22 protein-coding genes and 1 tRNA gene are annotated in these 23,272 nt (G+C 65.8%); 7 read left to right on the forward strand and 16 right to left on the reverse strand.

The genetic code is table 11. The annotated features are described in order from the left end of the window. Positions 1-20: 20 nt before the first annotated feature. The 3 genes from VGN82_RS20560 to VGN82_RS20570 form a co-directional block, all read right to left on the reverse strand. Positions 21-1,190, reverse strand: coding sequence for a DUF937 domain-containing protein (locus VGN82_RS20560; protein WP_327528903.1), 1,170 nt, complete (start codon positions 1,188-1,190; stop codon positions 21-23). A 541-nt stretch (positions 1,191-1,731) separates the two neighbouring features. Then, positions 1,732-2,049 carry a hypothetical protein gene (locus VGN82_RS20565; protein ID WP_327528904.1) on the reverse strand — a complete coding sequence of 106 codons (318 nt, stop codon included), beginning with the start codon at positions 2,047-2,049 and terminating at the stop codon, positions 1,732-1,734. A 113-nt stretch (positions 2,050-2,162) separates the two neighbouring features. Then, a complete protein-coding gene (locus VGN82_RS20570) occupies positions 2,163-3,083 on the reverse strand; it encodes a LysR family transcriptional regulator (RefSeq protein WP_327528905.1) in 921 nt (306 codons plus the stop codon). A 128-nt stretch (positions 3,084-3,211) separates the two neighbouring features. Between VGN82_RS20570 and VGN82_RS20575 the strand changes: the two genes are divergently transcribed. Genes VGN82_RS20575 through VGN82_RS20595 form a run of 5 tightly spaced genes read left to right on the forward strand, consistent with a single transcriptional unit; the run spans position 3,212 to position 8,196 of the window. Next, positions 3,212-4,261, forward strand: a complete 1,050-nt coding sequence (locus tag VGN82_RS20575; protein ID WP_327528906.1) for an ABC transporter substrate-binding protein — start codon at positions 3,212-3,214, stop codon at positions 4,259-4,261. A 29-nt stretch (positions 4,262-4,290) separates the two neighbouring features. Next, the gene (locus VGN82_RS20580; RefSeq protein ID WP_327528907.1) at positions 4,291-5,085 is read left to right on the forward strand and encodes an SDR family NAD(P)-dependent oxidoreductase; all 795 of its coding nucleotides are present in this window, start codon (positions 4,291-4,293) and stop codon (positions 5,083-5,085) included. Positions 5,086-5,093: 8 nt separating this feature from the next. Beyond that, positions 5,094-6,545: an allantoinase AllB gene (gene allB / locus VGN82_RS20585; RefSeq protein WP_327528908.1), complete on the forward strand. Its 1,452-nt coding sequence runs from the start codon at positions 5,094-5,096 to the stop codon at positions 6,543-6,545. Continuing rightward, complete coding sequence (locus VGN82_RS20590; protein ID WP_327528909.1) at positions 6,542-7,402, forward strand: ABC transporter ATP-binding protein; 861 nt, start codon at positions 6,542-6,544, stop codon at positions 7,400-7,402. The genes allB and VGN82_RS20590 overlap by 4 nt, the downstream gene beginning before the upstream one ends. Before the next feature lie 11 nt (positions 7,403-7,413). After that, positions 7,414-8,196 carry an ABC transporter permease gene (locus VGN82_RS20595; protein WP_327528910.1) on the forward strand — a complete coding sequence of 261 codons (783 nt, stop codon included), beginning with the start codon at positions 7,414-7,416 and terminating at the stop codon, positions 8,194-8,196. Between the two features lie 85 nt (positions 8,197-8,281). On the opposite strand, the gene VGN82_RS20600 is transcribed toward VGN82_RS20595, so the two are convergent. From VGN82_RS20600 to VGN82_RS20655, 12 genes are all read right to left on the reverse strand, one after another. Continuing rightward, a complete protein-coding gene (locus tag VGN82_RS20600; protein WP_327528911.1) occupies positions 8,282-9,259 on the reverse strand; it encodes a Bug family tripartite tricarboxylate transporter substrate binding protein in 978 nt (325 codons plus the stop codon). 94 nt (positions 9,260-9,353) lie between these two features. Then, positions 9,354-10,103, reverse strand: coding sequence for an SDR family NAD(P)-dependent oxidoreductase (locus VGN82_RS20605; protein ID WP_327528912.1), 750 nt, complete (start codon positions 10,101-10,103; stop codon positions 9,354-9,356). A 3-nt stretch (positions 10,104-10,106) separates the two neighbouring features. Continuing rightward, the gene (locus tag VGN82_RS20610) at positions 10,107-11,495 is read right to left on the reverse strand and encodes an MmgE/PrpD family protein (protein ID WP_327528913.1); all 1,389 of its coding nucleotides are present in this window, start codon (positions 11,493-11,495) and stop codon (positions 10,107-10,109) included. Continuing rightward, the gene (locus VGN82_RS20615) at positions 11,492-12,988 is read right to left on the reverse strand and encodes a tripartite tricarboxylate transporter permease (protein ID WP_327528914.1); all 1,497 of its coding nucleotides are present in this window, start codon (positions 12,986-12,988) and stop codon (positions 11,492-11,494) included. The genes VGN82_RS20610 and VGN82_RS20615 overlap by 4 nt, the downstream gene beginning before the upstream one ends. 9 nt (positions 12,989-12,997) lie before the next feature. Then, complete coding sequence (locus tag VGN82_RS20620) at positions 12,998-13,489, reverse strand: tripartite tricarboxylate transporter TctB family protein (protein WP_327528915.1); 492 nt, start codon at positions 13,487-13,489, stop codon at positions 12,998-13,000. Positions 13,490-13,544: 55 nt separating this feature from the next. After that, the gene (locus VGN82_RS20625; RefSeq protein WP_327528916.1) at positions 13,545-14,507 is read right to left on the reverse strand and encodes a tripartite tricarboxylate transporter substrate binding protein; all 963 of its coding nucleotides are present in this window, start codon (positions 14,505-14,507) and stop codon (positions 13,545-13,547) included. Between the two features lie 90 nt (positions 14,508-14,597). Further along, positions 14,598-16,040: an MmgE/PrpD family protein gene (locus VGN82_RS20630; protein WP_327528917.1), complete on the reverse strand. Its 1,443-nt coding sequence runs from the start codon at positions 16,038-16,040 to the stop codon at positions 14,598-14,600. Between the two features lie 31 nt (positions 16,041-16,071). Then, entirely contained in the window at positions 16,072-16,770 is a 699-nt protein-coding gene (locus VGN82_RS20635; protein WP_327528918.1) for an FCD domain-containing protein, read from the reverse strand. A 606-nt stretch (positions 16,771-17,376) separates the two neighbouring features. After that, positions 17,377-17,452 (reverse strand) — tRNA-Thr (locus tag VGN82_RS20640). A 73-nt stretch (positions 17,453-17,525) separates the two neighbouring features. Beyond that, positions 17,526-18,488 carry a prephenate/arogenate dehydrogenase family protein gene (locus VGN82_RS20645; protein WP_327528919.1) on the reverse strand — a complete coding sequence of 321 codons (963 nt, stop codon included), beginning with the start codon at positions 18,486-18,488 and terminating at the stop codon, positions 17,526-17,528. Further along, complete coding sequence (hisC, locus tag VGN82_RS20650) at positions 18,488-19,588, reverse strand: histidinol-phosphate transaminase (RefSeq protein ID WP_327528920.1); 1,101 nt, start codon at positions 19,586-19,588, stop codon at positions 18,488-18,490. Before hisC ends, VGN82_RS20645 begins: the two co-directional genes overlap by 1 nt. Positions 19,589-19,760: 172 nt before the next feature. Beyond that, the gene (locus VGN82_RS20655; protein ID WP_327528921.1) at positions 19,761-20,594 is read right to left on the reverse strand and encodes a chorismate mutase; all 834 of its coding nucleotides are present in this window, start codon (positions 20,592-20,594) and stop codon (positions 19,761-19,763) included. A gap of 200 nt (positions 20,595-20,794) precedes the next feature. Between VGN82_RS20655 and metX the strand changes: the two genes are divergently transcribed. Together metX and metW are read left to right on the forward strand one after the other, a co-directional pair. After that, positions 20,795-21,964 carry a homoserine O-acetyltransferase MetX gene (gene metX / locus VGN82_RS20660; RefSeq protein ID WP_327528922.1) on the forward strand — a complete coding sequence of 390 codons (1,170 nt, stop codon included), beginning with the start codon at positions 20,795-20,797 and terminating at the stop codon, positions 21,962-21,964. 4 nt (positions 21,965-21,968) lie between these two features. Next, positions 21,969-22,640: a methionine biosynthesis protein MetW gene (metW, locus tag VGN82_RS20665; protein ID WP_327528923.1), complete on the forward strand. Its 672-nt coding sequence runs from the start codon at positions 21,969-21,971 to the stop codon at positions 22,638-22,640. On the opposite strand, the gene VGN82_RS20670 is transcribed toward metW, so the two are convergent. After that, a complete protein-coding gene (locus VGN82_RS20670; protein WP_327528924.1) occupies positions 22,607-23,215 on the reverse strand; it encodes a class I SAM-dependent methyltransferase in 609 nt (202 codons plus the stop codon). The genes metW and VGN82_RS20670 overlap by 34 nt on opposite strands. Positions 23,216-23,272 lie beyond the last annotated feature (57 nt).

The following is a 23,272-nucleotide window of genomic DNA, read 5'->3' on the forward strand; positions in this document are numbered from 1 at the left end:
GCCAACGGCCTGCCCATCTGCTAGGCTCGGGCCAATGCATCGAGATTGGCCCGCACGCCATCGATCGTCGGCTTGGCGATCTCGGCTACGCCCGGAATCGCAAGCACCTTGTTGAACAAACCCTCCAGCGACGGCCGCAGTGCGGTGATCAAAGTTGCGAGCGCAGTTCGAGCACTGGTGGGCATCTGGTCGACGACCGCCTTGACCTTGTCGAATTGGGTCGCCACGCCCTGCAGCCTTGGCAAAGCTGCTCGCGCCGAGGCCGCATCGGTAATGCCCCTGAGCGAATTTGCCAGCCCATCGACCGCGGATTGAACTTCCGTCCCGATGTTCACGCCGCCCGCAGTCACGTTTTGCAGAGTCTGCATCGCTTGCGTCGCGGTCGAGCCTAGCTGTCCAATGATGGATTGGGTCGACTGCATAGCCTGGCCCGGTATGGTCCGGGCCTGGTCGACGACGGAAGGCGTGTGGCGACCGAAAAACCACCAGCCGACGGCTAGCGCAGCAAGGACCGGCAGCCCCCATCTGAGCCAGCCCGGCATGCCGTCGGCTCTCGCTTGCGAGGTTGCCCGGTCGGCCACGGCGCCCGTCGCGTAAGCGGCGGACCTCGCAGTTTGCTCGACAGTGTTCACGCCGCTACCCACAGCCGTAAGCAGTCCAGCCTTACCGAGCAGGTCGGCGAAACCTGAAGGCAGGGCGGCCGAGATGTTCGACTTTTGGGACGTCAGCATTCGGGCCAGGCCCGCGGCATCCAAGCCCATCGCCGACTTTTGTTGTCCAAGCACCCCCATCACCACCGGTGTCAAAAGGCCTAGCAAGGAGGAACTTGCGCCCCCTGCCAGCCCCGCAAATTTCGAGACCGAACCGGCGAGATTCGACATCGCAGACCCTCCAAGAAGCGAGGAGAGCGAACTCGCTCCGTTCTCTGCGACGGCCTTCTGCTTTGGGTCACCGATCATGCCCGCGAGGCTGTCGAGGATGTCCGGCTTTTGATGCGAAACCGTGTCGAACAACTTCCGCGATCCATCCGGCGTTGCCGCCACACCGGCGAGCGTCGCCAGAACCCCCGGGATAGCGGCGCTGGCCGCCTTACCGACCGATGACTGATCCGTCCCCAATGATGCAGCGATCTTTGAAATCAGATCCGGCGATAAGAACTGCATAATGTCGGCTACGAGATTGGCACTCATGGCAGCGCACTCCGTTAAGGTCTACGCACAAATAATGAAATGCCAGAATTTCCCATGAATTCTGCTTCCACGAGAAATTCAGTTCGCCATCTGCAGGCCATCATTCTCCTTTTAAAATCAATCCGTCCATCGATAGACTTAGATTGATAAACTAATAGCGATGATATTGCGCCTTTTGAAGCGCATTATCTTGCAATCGATAGATTGCAGCTCCCGTCGCTACAGCGCGTTGCGATCGATTTTCTGGCGCGAACTTGAGATACCGCAGCGTTTCGCTCGGAGGCAGGACGCGGAACGACGACCGCGCAGCAATATCGGTATCCGTTAACGCTACACCCCCGTCGGATCGCTCGCAATTGAAAAATCCGTTTGCGCCAATCACGGTGAAGGTCGTCGCACCGCTGTCAGCCTTGGCGAACTGGTCCAGTGCCTTGCTGAGTCCGTTCGACGCCAGACAACAATAGCCGCTTGGCAGCCCCCCGCTCCTGCCTCGGCAAGCGACGAGACCAGATGCTGGAAGGAAGACCGCGTCGAAGGGACGTCAGTCGAAGCTCTCCACTTCGTCGGCCTCATCATCATAGAGCATCTTGCCGAGCACGACGTAGCGGTTGATCGTTGCCGTCGTGACGTCTCGTCTGCACCTCTCGCGCAATCGCGCCGCCTCAGCGCGTATCGTCGCTCGCAGCTCCGGAGAATGGATCGCATAGGCCTCGCTCCAGCCGAGCATCCGCTGCAAGCTCAAATCCCAGTTGAGGCATGCCTGCTGGATGCGGGTCAGTGGCTGCTCGGCGCGGATGGGCAGCGGAACCAGCACGAACCCCACTGCAATCGATATCGACAGACGCCGGCCAGAAAGCATTCGAGCCTCCTCGCAAATTGCGGCTTGTTCTGCGCCTTCTGCTTCGCATCCAGCTAGGATGCTCTGCGCCATCGGCCGGCAAGCATGAGTCGTGCCGTGCCGGTGTCCCTGCCCTAACCCGCAGCCGAGGCGGCGGGGCCGAGTTCCAGCTTGGCGGCCAACTGTTCCGCGAATTTCGCCGCGGCGACCGACAGCGAGCGCCCGTGAAGCTGGCCCATCGCAAAACGCGCCGGAGCAATGTCGCGGGCATCGACCGGGCGCGCGATCAAACCGTCGCGCTCGCGCAAGCTCGCGGGCGCGCCGATCTCGATCTGAAACGTGATCGCATCTTCAAGCCGCACATAGTTTCGCAGGAACTCGAAGGAGTTCGACTCAATCACCGGGGACAGCCTGAACGATGATTGCGAGACTGCCCGGTCGAGCAGCTCGCGTCCGCCATAGCTGCGGTCCGGCAGAGCCAGCGGATACGCTGCACAGTCCCGGAGGCGGATGCTTCCTGTTCCCGCCAGGGGATGGCCATCCCTCATGATCGCCATCAGCCGCTGCTCGGCCGATGCAATGATCTGGAAGCCGACCGTGTTGGACATACGAAAGACCAGCGCCAGGTCAACCTCATAGGCGCCAAGCGCGCGCAGCGCCTCGCCATGGCTCGCCACCCGTACGTCGAACTCCACCAGCGGGAAGGCGCGCCGATAGCTTGCGATCTCGATGGGCAGGAAATCATGTGCGAGTGCGTGGCTGCAGGCGATCGAGACCGTACCCCTCCGAAATCCCGACAGGTCCTCGATCTGCGAACGTAGACGGCCGACATCGGCGAGCTGACTGCGGATATGGCGGATCATCAGCTCGCCGGCCGCATTCAGACGAACGCCACGGGGAAGGCGTTCGAAGATCGGCGTCCCGAGTTCAGCCTCGAGATCCTGAATGCGCCGGTTCAGCGCCGATGCGGTGATGTTCAGTCGCTCCGCCGCCCTGCGAATGGAACCCGCCCGCGCGACCTCGTCGACATAGGTCAGGATTCGGAGATGTCGCATCCGACGTTCTCATGAGCGTTGCAGTTTTCGAAGCGCTCCGAGCAGAAATCAGCACAAGACGGCACCGGTCAAGCCCGCTTAGCTTCTCGCTACTGCAGCAGCCATCGCTCACGACCGAGAGGCCCCCGATGCCGAATTCGCTCAGCCGCCGCCAGTTCCTCGCCGCTTCGGGCTCGGCGGGACTCGCATCCCTGATCGCCAGCCCGGCCCTGGCGCAAACCCCTACCAAGCTCAAGATGGTCCTGAACTGGCGCTATCAGGGGCCGCAGGCCTTGTTCTTCCTCGCACAGGACAAGGGCTATCTGCGCGCGGAAGGCCTCGAGATCGAGATGGACCAGGGCAACGGATCGGGGGCCGCCGTCGGCGCCGTGGCCTCGGGCTCCTACGATCTCGGCTTCGGTGACATCAACGCCCTGATCACCTTGGCTGCCAAGGCGACGGCCGGCTCGACGCCATTGGCGATCGCCGCGCTCTACAACCGGCCGCCCTTCACGATTGCGGTGAAGGCCGACAGCCCGATCAAGACGCCGAAGGATCTGGAAGGCCGCACGATCGGCGGCCCGGCGAACGACGGAGCGCTGAAGCTGTTCCCGGCCTTCGCGAAGCTCGCCGGCATCGACGCCGCCAAGGTCAACATCACCAACATGCAGCCGAACCTGCGGGAGCAGATGCTGCAGCGCGGTCAGGTCGAAGGGGCCTTCGGCTTCGTCAACACCATCCGGTTCTCGGCCAAGCTGGTCAACATCGACCCCGACAAGGACTTCCGGTTCATCAACTACGGCGATTTCGGGATGGACCTCTATTCCAACGCCGTCATCGCATCCCGCAAGCTCGTCGCCGAGAAGCCAGAGGCTCTGCGCGGCCTGCTGCGGGCGTTCAACAGGGGCATCAAGGACATGATCGCCGACTACGACGCGGCGATCGAATCCGTGGCGAAGCGCGAGCCGCTGATCAACAAGGCGGTCGAGAAGGAGCGCCTGATCGCGACGCTCCAGGCCGAGATGAGCCATCCGGAAGGCAAGACGCTGGGCATCGGCGATGTCGACGATGCGCGCTTCGGGAAGTCGATCGCCATCGTTGCCGAGGCTGAAGGGCTGCCGCGTACGCCAGCGCCGGATGAGGTCTTCAGCCGCACCTTCCTCCCCCCGATGGCCGAGCGCGTGACCACGCTGGGTTGAGCCAAGCAGCAACGAGAAGAAGCGACATCATGGATTTGGGTCTGACAAAGCAGGTCGCGGTCATCACCGGGCCGGCGAAGGGAATGGGCGCGGCCGTCACGCGCGCCTTCGCGGCGGAGGGCTGCAGGCTCGTGCTGATCGGCCGGGATGTCGCGGCCATCGAGCCGGTCGCCCAGGAAGTGCGGGCGGCTGGCGGCGAGGCGATCATCGTTCCCTGCGACATCACCGACGGCAAGGCCTGCAATGCGGCGGTCGTGGAAGCGAAGGCGGCCTTCGGCGGACGCATCGACATCCTCGTCAACGTCGCCGGCGGATCGGGCCCGATCGGAAAGACCGGCTGGGAGACGAGCGAGGAAGAGTTCGACGAGATCGTCGATCTCAACATGCGCGGCTGCTTCAACACCATGCGCGCCTGCATGCCGACGATGATCGAGCAACGCGCGGGCAAGATCGTCAATGTCGGCGGTACCTTCGGCATGCGCGGCCGCGCCGGCCGCATGGCCTACTCGGCCTCGAAATGGGGGCTTCGCGGCATCACCAAGAGCTTCGCGCTCGAGGCCGGCCCCTACGGGATCAATATCAACTGCGTGGCGCCCGGCATGGTCGACGGCCCCCGCTTCCGCGGCAAGGTCGTACCCGAGATGGCCAGCCGGCTCGGCATCAGCGAGGAAGCGGCCGTGGAGAAGCACGCCGCCGATTACGCGCTCAAGCGTGTCTCGACCGACGAGGACGTGGCCAATGCCTGCCTCTTCCTGGCCTCTGATGTCTCGCGCCAGATCACCGGGGTCGACCTGCCGGTCGATGGCGGCTGGGCGATGTTGTGAGCCCGGTGATGAGCGAGACGCCCTTCACCGCGGACCTCGTCCTGACCGGCGGCACGGTCGTGACCGGCAAGACACGCTATCGCGCCGACATCGCCATCAAGGACGGGCTGATCGCGCTCCTGGGCAAGCCCGAGACCATGCCCGCGGCGCGCGAGATCGTCGATGTCTCCGGCAAGTTCCTGCTGCCGGGCGCGATCGACATGCATGTGCATTTCCGGGAGCCCGGCTACACCCACAAGGAGGATTGGCGAACGGGCACTGCGGCCGCCGCCATGGGTGGCACCACCACCGTGTTCGAGATGCCCAACACCAACCCGCCGACGCGCTCCGTCGTGGAACTCAGGCAGAAGCAGGAGGCGGCCAGGAAGGCGCATGTCGATTTCGGCCTCTACGGGCTTCTGGCCGAGGACAATATCGACGAGCTTACCGGCCTGATCGAAGGCGGCGTCAATGCCTTCAAATGCTTCATGGGCAACACCTTCGGCAATCTCCCGTCGCCCTCGACAGGCGCGATGCTGGAAGGCTTCGAGGTCATCGCCCCCTCGGGCCTGCGGATCTCGCTGCATGCCGAGACGGCCTCGATCATGGCCTGGCGCCAGCAGCGCCTGATGGCAGCCGGCCGCAACGACCCGCTCGCCCATATCGCGGCGCGGCCGGCGATCGTGGCGGCGGAGGCGGTGGCCAGGGCCGCCGAGCTGGCGGAATGGACGGGCGCGCGGATTCACGTCCTGCACATCTCGTCGGAGGCGGAACTGCGGCCGCTCGCCGATGCCAAGGCGCGTGGCGTCGAGATCACCGGCGAGACCTGTCCCTGCTATCTCCTGCTCGACACCCGCGACTATGCGCGGCTCGGTTCCGTCATCCGCGTCAACCCGCCGGTTCGCGAAGCGTCGGATTCCGAGGCGATCTGGAACGCCCTCCGGAACGGCGTGATCGACATGATCGCGACCGACCATGCGCCGCACACGCCGGAGGAAAAGCGCAAGGAGATCATCTGGCAGGCCGATTGCGGGTTCCCCGGCGTCGAAACCCAGATGCCACTGATGCTGAACGAGGTGTCGAGGGGGCGGATTTCGCTGGAGCACTACGTCCGGATCTCGGCAGAGAACCCCGCAATGGCTTTCGGGCTGTGGCCGGCGAAGGGCCGCATCGAGCCGGGCGCCGAGGCTGACATCGCGGTGGTCGACATGGAGCGCACCGAGACGATCCGCGCCGATGCGCTGCATTCACGCGGAAAGATCACGCCCTTCGAGGGCGTCTCGGTGACGGGTATCCCGATCCACACGCTGGTGCGAGGTCGCTTCGTCCAGCGCGATCGCAAACTCATCGAGCAGACGAGCGGCTGGGGCCGTCAGGTGACCGCAATTCAGCGGATGCCGGCGCCCAACCCGAAGCATGTCGATCAGACGCTGGCCGCCTGCTTGCAGGGACCGGTCGTCGCATCGGGGGCCAGCTCATGAACGCCCAGAATTTCATCCCACAGCATGCCGGTTCCCGCCCGGCCTTTATCGAGTTCGAGCATGCCTCGATCACCTATGGACGAGGCGACAAGGCGGTACAGGCCCTGGCGCCGACCTCATTGCGGATCGGAGAAGGCGATTTCGTCGCGCTCGTCGGGCCGTCCGGTTGCGGCAAGTCGACCATTCTCAAGATGGTCGGGGAGTTGCTGAAGCCCTCCTCGGGCAATGTCTTCGTGGCGGGACGCGAAATCGGCGCGACGCCGATCCGCATCGGCATGGCCTACCAGAACCCGACGCTGCTGCCCTGGCTCAACATCCGCGACAACGTCATGTTGCCGCTGAAGATCGTGCCGCCGTTCCGGCATGATTACCGCGCCAAGCGGAAATCCGAGTTTCGCGATCGCGTCGAGACGTTGCTCGCCCAGGTTGGCCTCGGTGGCTTCGGCGACAAATATCCGTGGCAGCTTTCCGGCGGCATGATGCAGCGTGCCAATCTCTGCCGTGCCCTGATCCACGATCCCGACCTGCTTCTCCTCGACGAGCCCTTCGGTGCGCTCGACCAGTTCACCCGAGAGGAACTCTGGTCGATCATGCAGGACCTCTGGCTGTCCAAGAAGCTGACCGTGCTGCTCGTCACGCACGATCTCAAGGAAGCAGCCTATCTCGCCAACCGCATCTGCGTGATGAGCGCGCGGCCCGGGCGAATCCTCGACGACAGCCTCGTCGACATGCCGCGCCCGCGCACGATCGAGATGACCTTCGAACCGGCCTTCGTCGCGCTGAACCAGCGGCTGAGAGCCATGATCGTCGACGCCCGCGGTGGAGCCGGCATCGTCAACGCCCCGATCCACGCCTGAGGACGACGGCCATGGAGCGCTTCAAGGACTTCATGCGCGACAACGGCGCGCCGGTCGCCCTCATCGTCGGGGTCTTCGTGCTCTGGGAGGTCTTCTGCCTCGTAGCGGGGATTTCGGACATCCTCCTGCCGCGCCCCACCCAGATCGTCGCTGCGCTGATCCGCTATTGGCCGGCGATCTGGCCCCATACCTGGCAGACGCTCTACACCACACTCGTTGGCTTCGGTATCGGCGTCCTCGTCGGGCTCTTGCTCGGTATCCTGATCGGCTCGTCCAGGCTCGCGTTCCGGACCGCCTACCCTCTGCTGGTCGGCTTCTCATCGATCCCGAAAGTCGCCGTCGTTCCGATCTTCGTGCTCTGGTACGGCGCCGGCACGGTCCCGGCGATCCTCACCGCGATGATCATCTGCATCTTCCCGATCGTGGTGAACGTCGCGACCGGAATCGCGACGGTCGAGCCTGAGCTGGAAGACGTCATGAAGACTCTCAAGGCCTCGCGCTGGGACATTCTCTGGAACGTCAGCCTGCCGCGGGCGATGCCGTACTTCTTCGCGGCGCTGAAGGTCGCGATCACGCTCGCCTTCGTCGGATCCGTCGTTGCCGAAACAGTCGCGTCCAACCGCGGCATCGGCAACATGATGATGATCGCTTCGTCGAGCTTCAACGTGCCGCTCGTCTTCGCCGGCCTCTTCGTTCTCGCGGGACTCGGCGTCGCGCTCTACCTGCTCTTCTCACTGATCGAGGCCCGCATCACCGGCTGGGCCCATCGCAAGACCGATCTCGCCACCGGCTGATCCTGTCGCCTATCCGCACCGACGAGAGAGACCGTAGATTGGCGTCACCGCCGGCAGCGCATGGCTGCCGAGCGCGCCTGTGGCTCTAGTTCGCCACGACGCCTGCCGCCTTGATCACCGGCGTCCATTTCTCGATCTCGCTGGCGACCAGGCTGCGCAGCGCCTCCGGACCGGTCTTGGCGGGGATCACAGCACCGATTTCCTCGAGGCGCTTGCGAGTAGCCGGGTTCTTGAGCGCGGCATCAACGGCGGCGGCGAGCCTGTCGACGATCGCCTTGGGGGTGCCCTTGGGGGCGAACATCGCGTTCCAGCCGGACGCGACGAAGGCCGGCATGCCGGCCTCCGCCGTGGTCGGCACGTTCGGGATGGCGGGCGAGCGCTCCGGTGTTGCGATGGCAAAGGCCTTGATGTTCCCGGCGAGGACCTGCGGAACGGTGTGCGGAATCTGGTCGCACATGAAATCGTGCATGCCGGAGATCAGGTCGTTCAAGGCCGGGCCGGAGCCGCGATAGGCGACCTGAGGCGGGCGGACGCCGATCATCGCGGTGAAGAGCAGGCAGCTCACATGCGAGGTCGAGCCCACGCCGCCATGGCCGTTGTTGAGCTTGCCCGGGTCGGCCTTGATCAGCGCGATCAGCTCCTGCAGCGTGTTCGCGGGCAGCGCCTTCTTGCCGAAAACAGCGATCGGCGTATCCGAGAGCTGGCTGACATGCTCGAAATCGGTGACAGGATTGTAGGACAGGTTCGGGTAGAGCGCCGGTGCGGCGCCATGCGTGCCCATCTGCCCGACAAGGATCGTGTAGCCGTCCGGCGCGGCCTTGGCGGCGCGGCTCGAGCCGGTCGTGCCACCGGCGCCGCCGATGTTCTCGATCGGCAAGGCCTGGCCGAGAGTCTGGCTCATGTGCTCGAGCACGATGCGCGCGACCACGTCGGTGTTGCCGCCCGGTGCATAGGGGACGATCACGTTGATTGGCTTCGTCGGATAGGCTTGCGCCATGGCCGGGGCTCCGCCGGCCAGGATCGCCGCCCCCAGCATGGCGGCGAGTTTTGCTTGCTTCCCCATGTCGTCCTCCCTCCAAGAAGCGGCTGGTTTTCCAGCTCGCGCGTTTTCTTGTTTCGCCGCCGGCGCCCTCAGTCGAAGTGAGCGCCTTGGCGGTTCACGGCAGATAGGCTCCGCCGTTCACATGCAGCGTCTGACCCGTTACGTAGCGGGCGGTCGGGCCTGCGAGATAGCGCACCATCGCCGCGACCTCCTGTGGCCGGCCGCGGCGGCCGACCAGCGTCGCGTGGCGCTTGTGATGTTCCGGCTCGGCCGCCGAATGGCCGCCGCGCACCGTGTCGATCAGCCCCGGCGAGACGAGGTTCACCGTGATCTGGCGCTCGGCCAGTTCCTGGGCCAGCGCCTTGGTCAGCCCGTCGAGCCCGGCCTTGGCGGTGACGACATGGGCGCGCTGCTTCGCCCCCGTGTAGGCGGTGAGGCCGCCGATGTTGACGATCGCGCCGGTGCCGCTAGCCGTCAGCGCCTCGAGGGCTGCCTGTGCGCACAGGAAAGGGCCGTCCAGCGTGACGCCAAGCACCTGGTGCCATTGCGCCAGTGTCATCGCCTCGAAGGCGACCTCGCCACGGATCGCCGCATTGTTGACGAGGATGTCTATGCGGCCGAAGCGTGCGAGCGTCGCCTCGACCGCGGCGCGCACGGAGGCGGGATCCGTGACGTCGGCGAGCTGCGACGCCGCCTGGCCGCCCTCGACGGCGACCGCTTCAACCATCTCGCCGAGCCCGGCGTTGTCCGAGAGCGCGACGCCCATCACCGCTGCGCCGCCGGCCGCGAGTTCAAGTGCGATCGCCCGACCGATATTGCGTGCCGCGCCGGTGACCAGCGCGACCTTGCCTGCGAGTTCAGCCATCGTTCAGCCCCGTGACACCGAAAGATCGACGCGGCCACCGGCGGCGATCGCGTCGAGATCGGCCGCGAGCCGCTGCGAGCGGTCCGGCTGCCAGCCGCCAAAGGCGGCGTTGTCGTGGAATTTCCTTAGGATATCGGCGGTGGAAAGCGGCTCATGCGCGCCGCCTCGCATGTGCGGCTGGCGAATTTCGCGCACCGAACCGTCCTTCAGCATCGCCTTGATGTGGCCGCTGAAATTGCGCGGATACTCGTTCTGCGGATCGACGACGTAGGAGACCTTGGCCGCCAGCGCCCGCACGCCGGCTTCCGCCACGCGCTCCTCGGTGAACTGACCAAGCCCAGCACCGCCATCCATGAAGCCGACCGCGATGCAGTAGGGCGTCGAGAACTTCGCCGCATAGGCGTTGGGCGGCGCCTGCTTCAGCGCCAATGGCTCCCAGAGCCGGTGCACCGTGCCTTCTCCAACCTCGCATTCGAGGCTGACAATGTCGTCGGAGCCGACGCCTTGCCTCGCCAGCGCAATCGCACAGTCAACGAAGGGCTGGGTCATCGTCCCGCAGGCATAGGGCTTGAAGGCGAGCGTCTCGAGGATCCAGCTCTCGCCGAGGCTGTCGAGCAGCGGGGCGAAGTCCGGCGTCCTCGATGGGGCGAAGGCACGGTAGAAGCCGTGCTGGCCCTCGATCACGCTCGCGGGGCCGAGAAAACCCGCCTCGGCCATGAAGGCGGCGCGGATGCCGGCCTGCGCCGCCGCCCCGGCATGCAGCCTCTTCGTCCAGCTGCCGTCGGCGAGGTACTCGATGATGCCCGAGGCCAAGCTTCCAGCGATGCCGATCGCATGGGCGATCGCCTTCGGCGGCAGGCCGAGCGTGCTCGCCACGGCGGCTGCGGCAGCCGGCGCGCCGATCACAGCGGTGGGGTGAAAGCACGCCTTGTGGATCGCCTGCGGAGCGACGAGGCTCATCCGGCACATCAGTTCGCAGCCGACCGCGATGCCGCGCACCACGGCCTCCCCGGCAAGCGCACGATGTTCCGCGGCGGCCAGCACAGCCGGCACGATCACCGCGCCGGCATGGATCGGCCCACCCTCGAAGGTGTCGTCGAAGTCCTCGCCATGCGCAGCAGTGCCGTTGACGAGCGCTGCATCATAGGGGCCGAGAGCGATCGCATGACCGATCGCGCTTGCCTTCCCCTGCGAGGCGGTCGACGCCAATGCGGCCCGGACATAGTCGGTGTCGCGTGCGGCGACGCAGAGGCCGGCGACGTCAAGCAACAGCAGGCGCACGGTCTCACGCGCCTTCTCGCTGACATCGGCATGGGCGGCAAAATTGGCGAGCCGCAGCGCGACAGGCTCGTCACGCGTCGCGAACGGAACGATGGGGCTCTGGTGGTTCACGCGTGGGCATCCTTGAGTCTGGCCTGGCGCGCGTCGCGGAATTCGCGGAAGAGCGACAGCGTGACGAAGAGGGTCGAAGCCAGCAGCAGGCCGACCGCGATCGGATCCTCGAGGAAGATCATGTGGTCGCCGCCCGAGAGCAGCAGCGAGCGGCGATAGCTCGACTCGACCATGTGCCCGAGCACGACGCCGAGGATCAGCGGCAGGAACGGGTAGCCGGCGCGGCGCATCAGGTAGCCGACAAGTCCCATGGCAAGCGCGATGCCGAGGTCGAAGAAGGAGGTATTGAGCGTGAAGATGCCCGACAGGATCAGCGCCAGGATGAAGCCGGCGAGATAGGCGCGCGGCCGGTTGACCAGCCAGACGCAGACCGGCAGCAGCAGGATGCCGACGATGATCTGCGCCAGCGTCGCGATGAACGAGCCGAGATAGAGCCCGACCACCACGTCGGCATTCTGTTCGAACAGCCGCGGGCCGGGCAGCAGCCCGTGGATCAGCAGACCGCCGAGCAGGACAGCGGTGGAGTTGGAGCTCGGGATGCCGAAGGAAAGCAGCGGAATCAGCGCGGTGCTGGCGACCGTGTTGTTGGCTGTCTCCGGCGCCGCGACGCCTTCCTCGGAGCCCTTGCCGAATTTCGCCGGCTCCTGCGACCAGCGCTTCGCCTCGTTGTAGGAAAGGAAGGCCGCGATCGAACCGCCGCCGCCGGGCGTCAGCCCTTCGAAGGTGCCGAGTAGGCAGCCGATGAACTGCGAGCGCTTGAGCCGGTTCATCATGTCGAGCGACGGCAGCCGCACCCGCACCTGCTCGTTGACGCCGCCGAGATCGCGCGAGCCGGATTGCACCATCAATTCGCTGACCGCGAAGACGCCGATCATGATCAGCACCGGCTCGACCCCGCCGAGCAACTCCGGGCTGCCGAAGGTGAAGCGCGTCACGCCCGAGATCGGGTCGGTGCCGACGGTCGAGATCATCAACCCGACGACCGCGGCCGCCAGCCCCTTCAGCAGCGAACCGTTGGTCATCGAGGCGATGACACTGAGGCCCAGGATGCCGAGGGCGAAATAGGAGGTCGGCTTGAAGGCGAGCGCGACCCAGGACAGCGGCTCGGTCATCATGATCAGCATCAGCAGTCCGAACAGGCTGCCGATGACGCCGGACCAGAGCGAGATGCCGAGCGCCTCGCCGGCGCGGCCCTGGCGCTTCATCTCGTAGCCGTCGATCACCGTCGCGGCGGCGGAGTTGGTGCCGGGCGTGCGGATCAGGATGGCCGGGATCGAGCCGCCATATTCGGCGCCGATATAGGTGCAGGCCAGCATCACGATCGCCTGCACCGGGGCCATGCCATAGGTGAAGGGCAGCAGCAGCGCCATCGTGATCGAGGCCGAGATGCCCGGCAGCGAGCCGCCGATGATGCCCCAGATCAGGCCAACGATCGAATAGAAGACGATCGGCGAGCCGGTCAGGAGATCGAACGCAATTCCAAGCGAATGCATCGCCGCCTCCTAGAAGAACCAGCCAGTGGGCTGGCGCACGCCGAGGAGCCTGACGAAGATCGCCCAGTAGAGGACGGCGCCGCCGATTGCGATCGCGACCGTCCTCCAGTTCGGCGGAGCGCCTTCGTAGAGCGCGACGGCTCCGATCAGCAGCGCGACCCCCGGCAGGTAGCCGATCACCGGGACGAGCGCGACATAGGCCGCGCCGAAGGCCAGGAAGCCGAGCGCACGCGGCAATGTCGCGCGCGGCTCGTCGTCATCTGTCGGTTCTGCCTCGGGCTTTCCGGCCGGGACGAGCGCACCGGCACGGATGGCGCGTAGCGTCAGGACGAGGCCGAGCCCGGCCAGCGTGATCGCGAGGATGCGCGGCAGGCCGCCCGCCCCGACCTCGTCCGAGAGCGTGCTCTCGGCGATTCCGGCAGTTGCCCAGTAGTAAAGGGCGGCGATAGCGAGCACGGTGATGCCGCCGGCGAGGTCCTTGGGAGCCGATTGGTCGCGCATGACGCGGGTCTTTCCGAACGGATTTCGGGCGTGGCGGCTGAGGCCGTCCGCGGCGTCACTTGAGGACGCCGCTCTCCTTCAGGAAGGCTTCGGTGGTCGATCCGAAATTCGTGACGAAGCTCTGGTACTTGTCGTGCGGGATGAAGTTGGCGACTAGGCTCTCGGCGGAATAGACCTTACGGTAGTCCGGATCGGCCAGAACCTTCGGCACCGTCTCGTCCCAGATCTTCGTGATCGCCGGCGGCAGGCCCCTGGGGCCGGCGAGGCCTCGGAATTTCTCGAGCACGACGGGATAGCCGGATTCCTTGACCGTCGGGACATTCGGAAAGGCCTCCATCCGCTGCGGATCGAAGGTCGCGAGCAGCCGGATCTTGCCAGCTTCGAGCTGCGCCCGAAGCTCCGGGATCTCGCCGACGCCGATGTCGAGCGTGCCGTTCAGCACATTGATCATCAGGTCGCCGCCGCCTTCGTGCGAGACGACCGCCGCGTTGACGCCCGCTGCCTTCTTGAGCTGTTCGGCGGCCTGGCGTTCGAGCGAGGCCGGATTGGCAGCACCCCAGCGGCCGCGCGCGCTCTGCGCCTTCTCGATCACGTCCTTCAGCGTCTTGAAGGGGCCGTCGGCACGCGTGTAGACCACCTCCGAGTCGGTGAAGAAATTCGCCAGCGGCTCGACGTCCTTGTAGCCATGCTGCGTCTTCGAGAGCAACGAGGTGTAAATGTAGGTCGGCGTCGTCGCGTAGAAGACGCTGCCATCGGCCGGCGCGGTCGCCAGCCGCGAGATCGCCCGCGCGCCGCTGCCGCCCTGTACGTTTTCAACGACGAAGGTCGCCTTGATGTATTTCGGCAGGTGCTTCGCCATCTCGCGCAGGAAGACGTCGCTGCCGCCTCCCGGGCTCGAATGGGTGACGAGCGTCACCACCTTGTGCGGGTAATCGACAGGCGTCTGGGCCGCGGCCCGGTCTGCCGAGCAGACCGAAATGCCAGCGGCGACGGCGGCGGCGATGGCCAGATGTCGCATGGTTCCCTCCCTGGGATGATGAAACGGACCGCCCTGCATCGGGGAGGTCTCGTTTGAGCGCCGCCGCGTCGTTGCGCGGTGGCGTGTCCGTCAATGTGCGGCGCGACGCAGCGGCACGGCCGCTTCTGTGGTGTCGAAGACAAGTTGGTCGACCAGCGTCTGGATCTGCGGCAGCCGATCGACCTCCCAGGCCAGCCCAAGCAGCTTGTCCTGCGCGGCCTCGGTGATCGCGCCCTCGGCACACATCCGGAACTTGGCTTCGAGATCGGTGTCGCTGATCGGGTTGTCCGGCCCGCCGCGATAGCGCTCATCGGCCCATTGCACGAGGGTGCGGCCGTCGCGGGTATCCACCTCGATACGGGAGCGGATCTTGTCGTAGCCGCGCGCGTCGATCTCGGGATCGCCGAGGACTTCAGTGCGCTTCTGCATGTCCTGCATCGCGGCGCCCGCAACGAAGGCATCGCTGAATTCATGATGGCTGGCGCGGCGGCACAGCACGATCATCGAGAGCAGGGCCGGCATCGAGAACTTGGCCTGCAGATGGTTCTGCGCCAGCGGGTAGCGGATCGGCTCGAGGATGTTCTTCCCGGCGAAGAAGCGAATGCGCTCAACCTGCTCCGGCTTGAGATCGTGCTTCAGCACCAGGGCCAGCATCGCATCCATCGACTGGTGGGTCAGGATGCCCGACGGATAGGGCTTGATGCTGATGCCGGGCTCGACGATCGTCAGCGTCTCGCCGAAGCCCTGCGGCAGCTTTTCCTCAGAGACGCCCTCACCCATCACCTGGAAGAAGCCCCAGCTGCCATCGAGCGCGGCGGGATCGGCCGTGAAGCCGCGCGCCGCCAGCAGCGCCGCCGTGACGCCGTTCTCCGAGGCGCGCCCGACATGAAGCGGCTTGGTCATCGTGCCGAAATTGCAGCGGATGCCGGCGGCGAAGCTTGCAGCGATCCCGAGCGCATGCGCGACCTGGGCGCCCTTGAGGCCGAGCAACTTGGCGGTGGTCGCAGCGGCGCCGAAGGTGCCGACCGTGCCGCTCGAATGGTGGCCGCGGCGGTAATGCCGTGGCGTCATCCATTCCGAGATCTTGCATTCGACCTCGAAGCCGGTCTGGAAGGCGAGCATGAAGCGCTTGCCGTCGACGCCGCCGAGGCGCTGCGACATCACCAGCGCAGCCGTCAGCGGCGGCACGGACGGATGCGTCAGCAGCCCGTAGACATGACGCGGATCGTTGGACACCTGCGTGTCGTCCCAGTCATGGGCATGGCCGGCCGTCCCCAGAACCCGCGCCGCGAGCGCGGCCGGGACGCGAGCCTGGCCCTGGCCGATCAGCAGCGCCTCGGCACGCCCCCCGGTCTCCAGCGCGTCGGCGGCAAGCATGCGGACCGAGTCCTCGAGGCCACCGGCGAGGTACAGGCCCAGCGTGTCGATGATGCAGCGCCGACCGATGCGCAGCGCCTCGCTCGACAGGCTGTCGTAGCGCGCCTGCTCGACGAACTCGACGGCGGATGCGGTGACGTGATGGAGTTCGCTCATTGCGCTTCCGGCTCTTGTTGTTGCGACGGGTTCAGTTGGTACGCTGCGCTTCGCCGGCCGCCCTTTGATGGGCGGCGAGCAGGCGCGCCTTGGCGCGAGCGACATGTTCGGCATGGGCGTGCTGCGCCCGCTCCGGATCGCGCGCGGCGATGGCCTCGACCATGGCGCGGTGCTCCGAATTGGAGACTTCGAGGCCGCCGCCCTGGACCAGGCTGCGGGCGCGGAAGAGATGAAGTTTCTTGACCAGCCCGCGATACTGCGCGGCGAGCGTTGCATTGCCGCAGGCATCGATGATGAATTCGTGGAAGGCGAGGTTCAGCGGATAGTAACGGTCGAAGTCACGGTCGCGCGCCGCCGCCTCCATCTGCTCAAGATAGTCGCACAGCTGCGCGATCTGCGCCTCGGTGGCGCGCCCGGCCAGGGTCTTGCCGGCGAGCCCGAACAGCACCGAGCGCACGTCGTAGATCTCGATCGCCTCCTCGATCGCGGGCTGACGGATGAAGACGCCGCGATTGGGGATCAGCTCGACTAGGCCGAGACCTTCGAGCGCGCGCAGCGCCTCGCGGACCGGCCCCCGGCTGGTACCGAAGCGCGTTGCGAGCAGGTTCTCATTGACACGCCGTCCCGGCGCGATCTCGCCGTTGAGGATCGCCTGCTCGATCTCGCGTTCCAGCACGCCAGACAGCGAGCGGGTCTTCAGGATGGTCAGGGCGTCAGCTGCAGCGTTCATGACGACGGACCTTAATCGTCGATCGCAAACTGTCAACAGTTTTCGATCAGCATTTGTGGCGACGAAGTGCGTCTACGCCCGCTCGCCGGATCGCGGCCCATGAGGAACGCGAAACGGTGCTGTCACTGAAATGCTGGAATGACCGCGGACGCCGCAAATGCATCGGGACGATCTCGCAAATCGCAGACTGTCACCGCCGCCCTCCCCTGACAATCATCGCGCATGCGGTGAGGCTGCATGACCCGCGCTGCCTAGTACAGGAGATCCCGCAGGGGCGCGGCGGCCGTTCAAGCGCTTGAGTTGCTTGCCGTCGAGCCGATCGGCAAGCTGCTACAACTGCGAGCCGTTGGGTGTGAGCCAAAACGGCAACTCCACACCGTCCGACAGCTTAACTGCCTTTCCGGAAAGCTTCGCATTTCAAGTTGCGGTGTCAGCTAGGCCCATCTGTTGGCCTCGAACATGTTGGCCTTGTTCAGCAGCCAGCATGCAGAACAACAATCCTGACGACCATCAATGGTCGCGCGCGAACGCCCACGAACAACGGATACGAAAAACCGGCCTCCGGGCCGGTTCACGAGAGTTGGCGAATGCCGAGGTGCGGGATTGTGGTGCCGCTTGAGGGATTCGAACCCCCGACCCCCTCATTACGAATGAGGTGCTCTACCAGCTGAGCTAAAGCGGCGACGGGTGGGGCTGTATCAGCAAGGCCGATTCTTGGCAAGACGAAGCCTGCCATCGGCCCGCTTTTCCCCACCCTAGTCCTTACGCAGCTTTTCCGTCTCCGGCTTCTCCTGGCCGAGCGCCACGATGCCGCGGCGGATGGCGCGAGTTCGGGTGAAGTGCTTGTGCAGGGTTTCGCCGTCGCCGAAGCGGATCGCCCGGGTCAGGACAGCGAGATCCTCGCTGAAGCGGCCGAGCATCTCCAGCACCGCATCCTTGTTGTGCAGGAAGACGTCACGCCACATCGTCGGATCGCTCGCCGCGATGCGCGTGAAGTCGCGGAAACCGCCGGCCGAGAATTTGATCACTTCCGACTGCGTCACCGTCGCGAGATCCTCGGCCGTGCCGACGATATTGTAGGCGATCAGATGCGGCAGGTGGCTGGTGACCGCCAGGACGAGATCGTGATGGCTCGCGGTCATGACCTCGACGATCGCGCCCATGCCCTCCCAGAGCTGGCGCGTGCGGGCAATCGCCGCCTCGTCCGTGCCCTCGGGCGGCGTCAGGATGCACCAGCGGTTGAGGAAGAGACTAGGGAAGCCGGCATCGGGTCCGGAATTCTCGGTGCCGGCGACCGGATGGGCCGGCACGAAATGCACGCCCTCGGGCAGATGCGGCGACACGGCATCGACCACTGCGCCCTTCACCGAACCGACATCGGACAGGATCGCGCCCGGCTTCAGCGAGGCCGCGATCTCGGCCGCGACCGCGCCGCAGGCGCCAACCGGCACGCAGAGCACGACATGGTCGGCCTCACGCACCGCATCGGCCGCGGCCTCGGCGATCTCGTGGCCGAGATCGAGTTCACGCGCCCGGATCCGCACGCCCGCGTCGCGGTCATAGAGCACGACGCGGGCGGCAAGGTTCAGGTCCTTGGCGGCATGGGCGATCGACGAGCCGATCAGCCCGATGCCGATGATCGCGAGTCGACCGAAGAGCGGCTCGGAGCGGCGCGGCGCGAAGCTCTGCTGAGCGAAATTCTGCGAGGCCTGCGCCATCACGCCGCCATGAACTCGGCGAGCGCGGCGACGACGAGGCGGTTGGCCTCCTCGCTGCCGATGGTCATGCGAAGCGCGGCGGGCAGCCCATAGGAACCGACGCCGCGCAGAATCAGCCCGCGCTGCGTCAGGAAGGCGTCGGCCTCCTTGGCGGTCTTGCCGGGCGTTTCCGGGAAATGAATCAGGACGAAGTTGCCGACCGACGGCGTGACGGTCAGGCCGAGCTTCTCGAGCTCCGCCGTGGTCCAGGCCAGCCATTTGTCATTATGCTCGATGGCGGCTGCGACATGCGCCTCGTCGGCGATGGCGGCGGCGCCGGCCTCGATCGCGGCGCCGTTGACGTTGAAGGGACCGCGGATCCGCTCCAGCGCATCGATGACGTGGGCGGGGCCGTACATCCAGCCGATGCGCAGATTGGCGAGGCCATAGATCTTCGAGAAGGTGCGCGTCATCACGACGTTCTCGCTCTCGGCGACGAGTTCGAGGCCCGAGGCATAGTCGTTGCGGCGGACATATTCGGCGTAGGCCGCGTCGAGCACGAGCAGGACATGCGGAGGCAGGCCGGCCTGCAGGCGCTTGACCTCGTCGAAGGGCAGATAGGTGCCGGTCGGGTTGTTGGGATTGGCGAGGAAGACGATCTTCGTCTTCGGCGTCACCGCCGCAAGGAGGCCATCGACATCGGCGGTGTAGTCCTTCTCCGGCACCACCACCGGCTTGCCGCCGGCCGCGAGGATGGCGATGCGGTAGACCAGAAAGCCGTATTGGCTATAGACGCCCTCGTCGCCCTCGCCGAGATAGGCCTTGGTAACGAGCTCCAGCAATTCATCCGAGCCGTTGCCGCAGATGATGCGGGCGGAGTCGAGGCCATAGCGGCCGGCGATCGCCTGCTTGAGCTTGGTCGACGAGCCGTCGGGGTAGAGTTCAAGCTTTCCGGCCAAGCCGGCGAAGGCCTCAACTGCCTTGGGGCTCGGGCCGAGGGGTGTCTCGTTCGAGGAAAGCTTGTGCAGCTTCACGCCGGCAGGAGCTGCCGACTTGCCGGGGACATAGGCCTGGATGTCGAGGACGCCGGGGCGGGGAACGGGACGCGAGGCTGCGGACATGGTGTTGCTCTCTCGGTTCTAACAGCCGCGCGGTCATCCCGGACGGAGCGAAGCAAAGATCCGGGATCCATTCCGGAGCGCTCGGCTGCAGCGCTCGGGCATGGATCCCGGGTCTCTCTGCGGTCGCCCGGGATGACCGCGTCGTGGATTCAGGTCGTTGATGTCATTGCGGCTAGCGAGCGGACTTGAAGGCGAAGCGGGCGGCGTGGCTGCCGATCTCGGAGAAGTCGCTGAGGCCGGCGGGCTCCAATGCCTTGCGGATCGCGGCCTGATCGACCTCGCCGGAGGCTGCGACGAGCAGGGACAGATGCGAGCCGTCGGCGGCCGAGGCCGAGACCTCGGCGAGATGCTGGGCGAGCCCGTGGCGCAAGCCTTCCGACCAGCGCTCGACGCGGGCGGCGTAGAGCACGATCTCGCGCACCGCCGCATCGGCCAGCGGCTTGGCGATGCAATAGACTGGAGTGCCGGCCGGATGGTCAGGCCGCTCGATGAAGGGTAGCCGCGCGATGATCTTGGGCGCGTCCGCGCCGATCAGGTCTCGCCACCAGATGCCCGCGCTGGCCCCCTGGTCCATGCGGAAGATGCCGAGATCGCCGGCAGAATCCGCGACGGCACGGATCACGGCGCGCGCATCCTCATGGGTGACGAAAGGAACCGTGAAGCCGAAATGGAAGCGGGCGGAATCGCGCATCGCCGCATCCCCGCCGGACACGTCGGCATGCACGGCATAATTCGCCTGCACATAGGTGAAGGTCGCGATGATGATGCGCCAGATGCCCTCGATCGTATCGAGCGGCAGCAGGCCCTTATGGCGCAGCGCCAGCCGCTTCATCATGTCCGCTTCGCGGCCGGGCCGGAAGGCGGAACCCGAGGCCTGGGTCTTCTTGACCGAGATCAGCGTCTCGATGATCGAGGAGCGCTCCATCAGCAGCGCGTGCATCTCCGCATCGATGCGGTCGATCTCGGCACGGAGATCGGCAAGAGTGGTCGGAGCGGCTTCGGTCATGATGGCAGCACGCGCTTCTGAGCTGAAGGCCCCAAGATGAGGGCTGAGGCCGGCTAGGCTCTTAGCGTTCCACAAGCGCCTTGGCAAAGCCGCCATATGCATCACTGCGTTGACAGAACGCGCGCATCGCGCCATCGCTAGGGTTCGATCTTTCGAACAGACTGACCGGCAAGACAAACTATCCCGTCAAAGCGGACAAGATGAGCGATTTCTCCTCGAGCCTGGCCGATCCGCTGAAGGAGGCCAACGAGCCCACAAGCGAGGTCGCGCGCTTCGGCCCCGACACGCCGCTGATGATGGATTGCGGCGTCGCGCTCGACCACTGGCAGATCGCCTACCAGACCTACGGTGCATTAAACGCGTCGAAGTCGAACGCGATCCTCGTCTGCCACGCGCTGACCGGCGACCAGCATGTCGCGAGCCGCAACCCGATCACCGGCAAGGGCGGCTGGTGGACGTCGATGATCGGCTCCGGCAAGCCGATCGACACCGACCGCTTCTTCGTGATCTGCGCCAATGTGGTGGGCGGCTGCACCGGCACGACCGGACCGGCCTCGACGAACCCCGAGACGGGCAAGCCCTGGGGCCTTTCCTTCCCGATGGTGACAATCCGCGACATGGTGCGGGCGCAGCGACATCTCATCGACTCGCTCGGCATTGACACGCTGTTCTGTGTCGCCGGCGGCTCGATGGGCGGCATGCAGGTCCTGCAATGGGCGGCGAGCTATCCGGCCCGCGTCTTCTCGGCGCTGCCGCTGGCGACTGCGGCCAAGCACTCGGCGCAGAACATCGCCTTCCATGAGGTTGGCCGCCAGGCGGTGATGGCCGACCCGGAGTGGCGGGGCGGGCGCTATCTCGAAGAGGGCACGCGGCCTTCCAAAGGTCTATCAGTCGCGCGGATGGGCGCGCACATCACCTACCTCTCGGAGCCCGCGCTGCATCGCAAGTTCGGTCGTAAGCTGCAGGATCGCGAAGCGCCGACTTTCTCCTTCGACGCGGATTTCCAGGTCGAGAGCTATCTCCGCTACCAGGGCCTGTCCTTCGTCGAGCGCTTCGACGCCAATTCCTATCTCTATGTCACGCGCGCGATGGATTATTTCGACCTCGCGGCCGACCATGACGGCGTGTTGGCCAAGGCCTTCGCCGGCACGAAGACGCGCTTCTGCGTGGCGTCCTTCACATCCGACTGGCTGTTCCCGACAGCGGATTCACGCGCGATCGTGCATGCGCTCAACGCGGCAGGCGCATCGGTCTCCTTCGTCGAGCTGGAGAGCGACAAGGGCCATGACGCCTTCCTGCTCGAGGAACCGAACCTGTTCGCCACGACGCGCGGTTTCATCGGCGCGGCGGCACGGGCACGGGGGATCTGACGCCATGGCCTTGCCCGATCTGCAAACCAACCGCATCGACCTCAAGCTCGTCGCCGAGATGGTGACGCCGGGATCGCGGGTACTCGATGTCGGCTGCGGCGACGGGCAGTTGCTCGCGCTGTTGGCGGAGACGCGTAATGTCGATGCGCGGGGGATCGAGCTGTCGCGCGAGGGCGTGGCCGACTGCGTGGCGCGCGGGCTTTCGGTCATCCAGGGCGACGCCGATACTGACCTGTTCGAGTATCCGGACGATTCCTTCGACTATGTCATCCTCTCCCAGACCATCCAGGCGACGCGCAATCCGCGCCTCGTGCTGGAGCAGATGCTGCGGATCGGCCGGCGTGCCATCGTCTCTTTCCCGAATTTCGGGCACTGGCGGATGCGCGGCCAGGTCTTCTTCCGCGGCCGCATGCCGGTGACGGAGGCCCTGCCCTACAGCTGGTGGGATACGCCCAACATCCATTTCTGCACGATCCGCGATTTCGTGACGCTCTGCGACACGATCGGCGCGGTGAAAGAGCGGGCGGTCGCGCTCGACGCGGCGGGAGGCCGCGTCGGGGTCAGCGCGCCCTGGTGGTTCTGGAACCTGTTCGGCGCGCAGGCGGTGTTCCTGCTGAAGCGCGGCCCCAATGGCGACGCGGATCAGGCAGCAGGCCGGCGGAACGCGACGTCGTAGAGACCGGCGGGCTGGTAGCAGAAGAACGCCATCGGCCAGCGATGGGTGACGGCGAACTCGGCCGCCGCCCTCTGGACGCCATAACGCCCGAGCCAGGGATCGATATGGGCGAAGTCGTTGAAGGCGAGATAGCCGCCGGGCTTGACCTTCGCAGCCGCCGCCTGCGCATCCCTCAGGCAGCCGGCATAGGAGTGGTCGGCGTCGATATAGACCCAGTCGAAATGCCCGTCCGGAAACGCCGCGATTGTCTCATGAGTGTAGCCGACATGGCGCGTGATGGCGGGGTCGTCCAGTCCCTCGCTGATGAAATGCGAATAGTCGATATCGATCAGGTGCAGCGCGCTCGGCTGGTTGAGACGCATGATGCTCCGCGCAAAATCGCCTCGATAGGTGCCGAGCTCGGCAACGACACCGGCTTGAGGCAGAAGCGACAGCATCGCCTCGCGTGAGCCGCAGAACCGGCAATCATCGAGCAGATCGGCCGGGATTGCCTGGATCGCGTCCACCGGGCCGAGGGAGCGTGCGAGCCTGTAGGTCCGCCTTATCACATCCGGCAGACGGGTGCGGATCTGCATTTCCGTCCGCTTCGCAAACTCACGCAGCAATTCCGTCTCCACCACCCCGGGCCCGGC

The organism is Allobosea sp., from assembly GCF_035999205.1.
Taxonomy (GTDB): Bacteria; Pseudomonadota; Alphaproteobacteria; order Rhizobiales; family Beijerinckiaceae; genus Allobosea.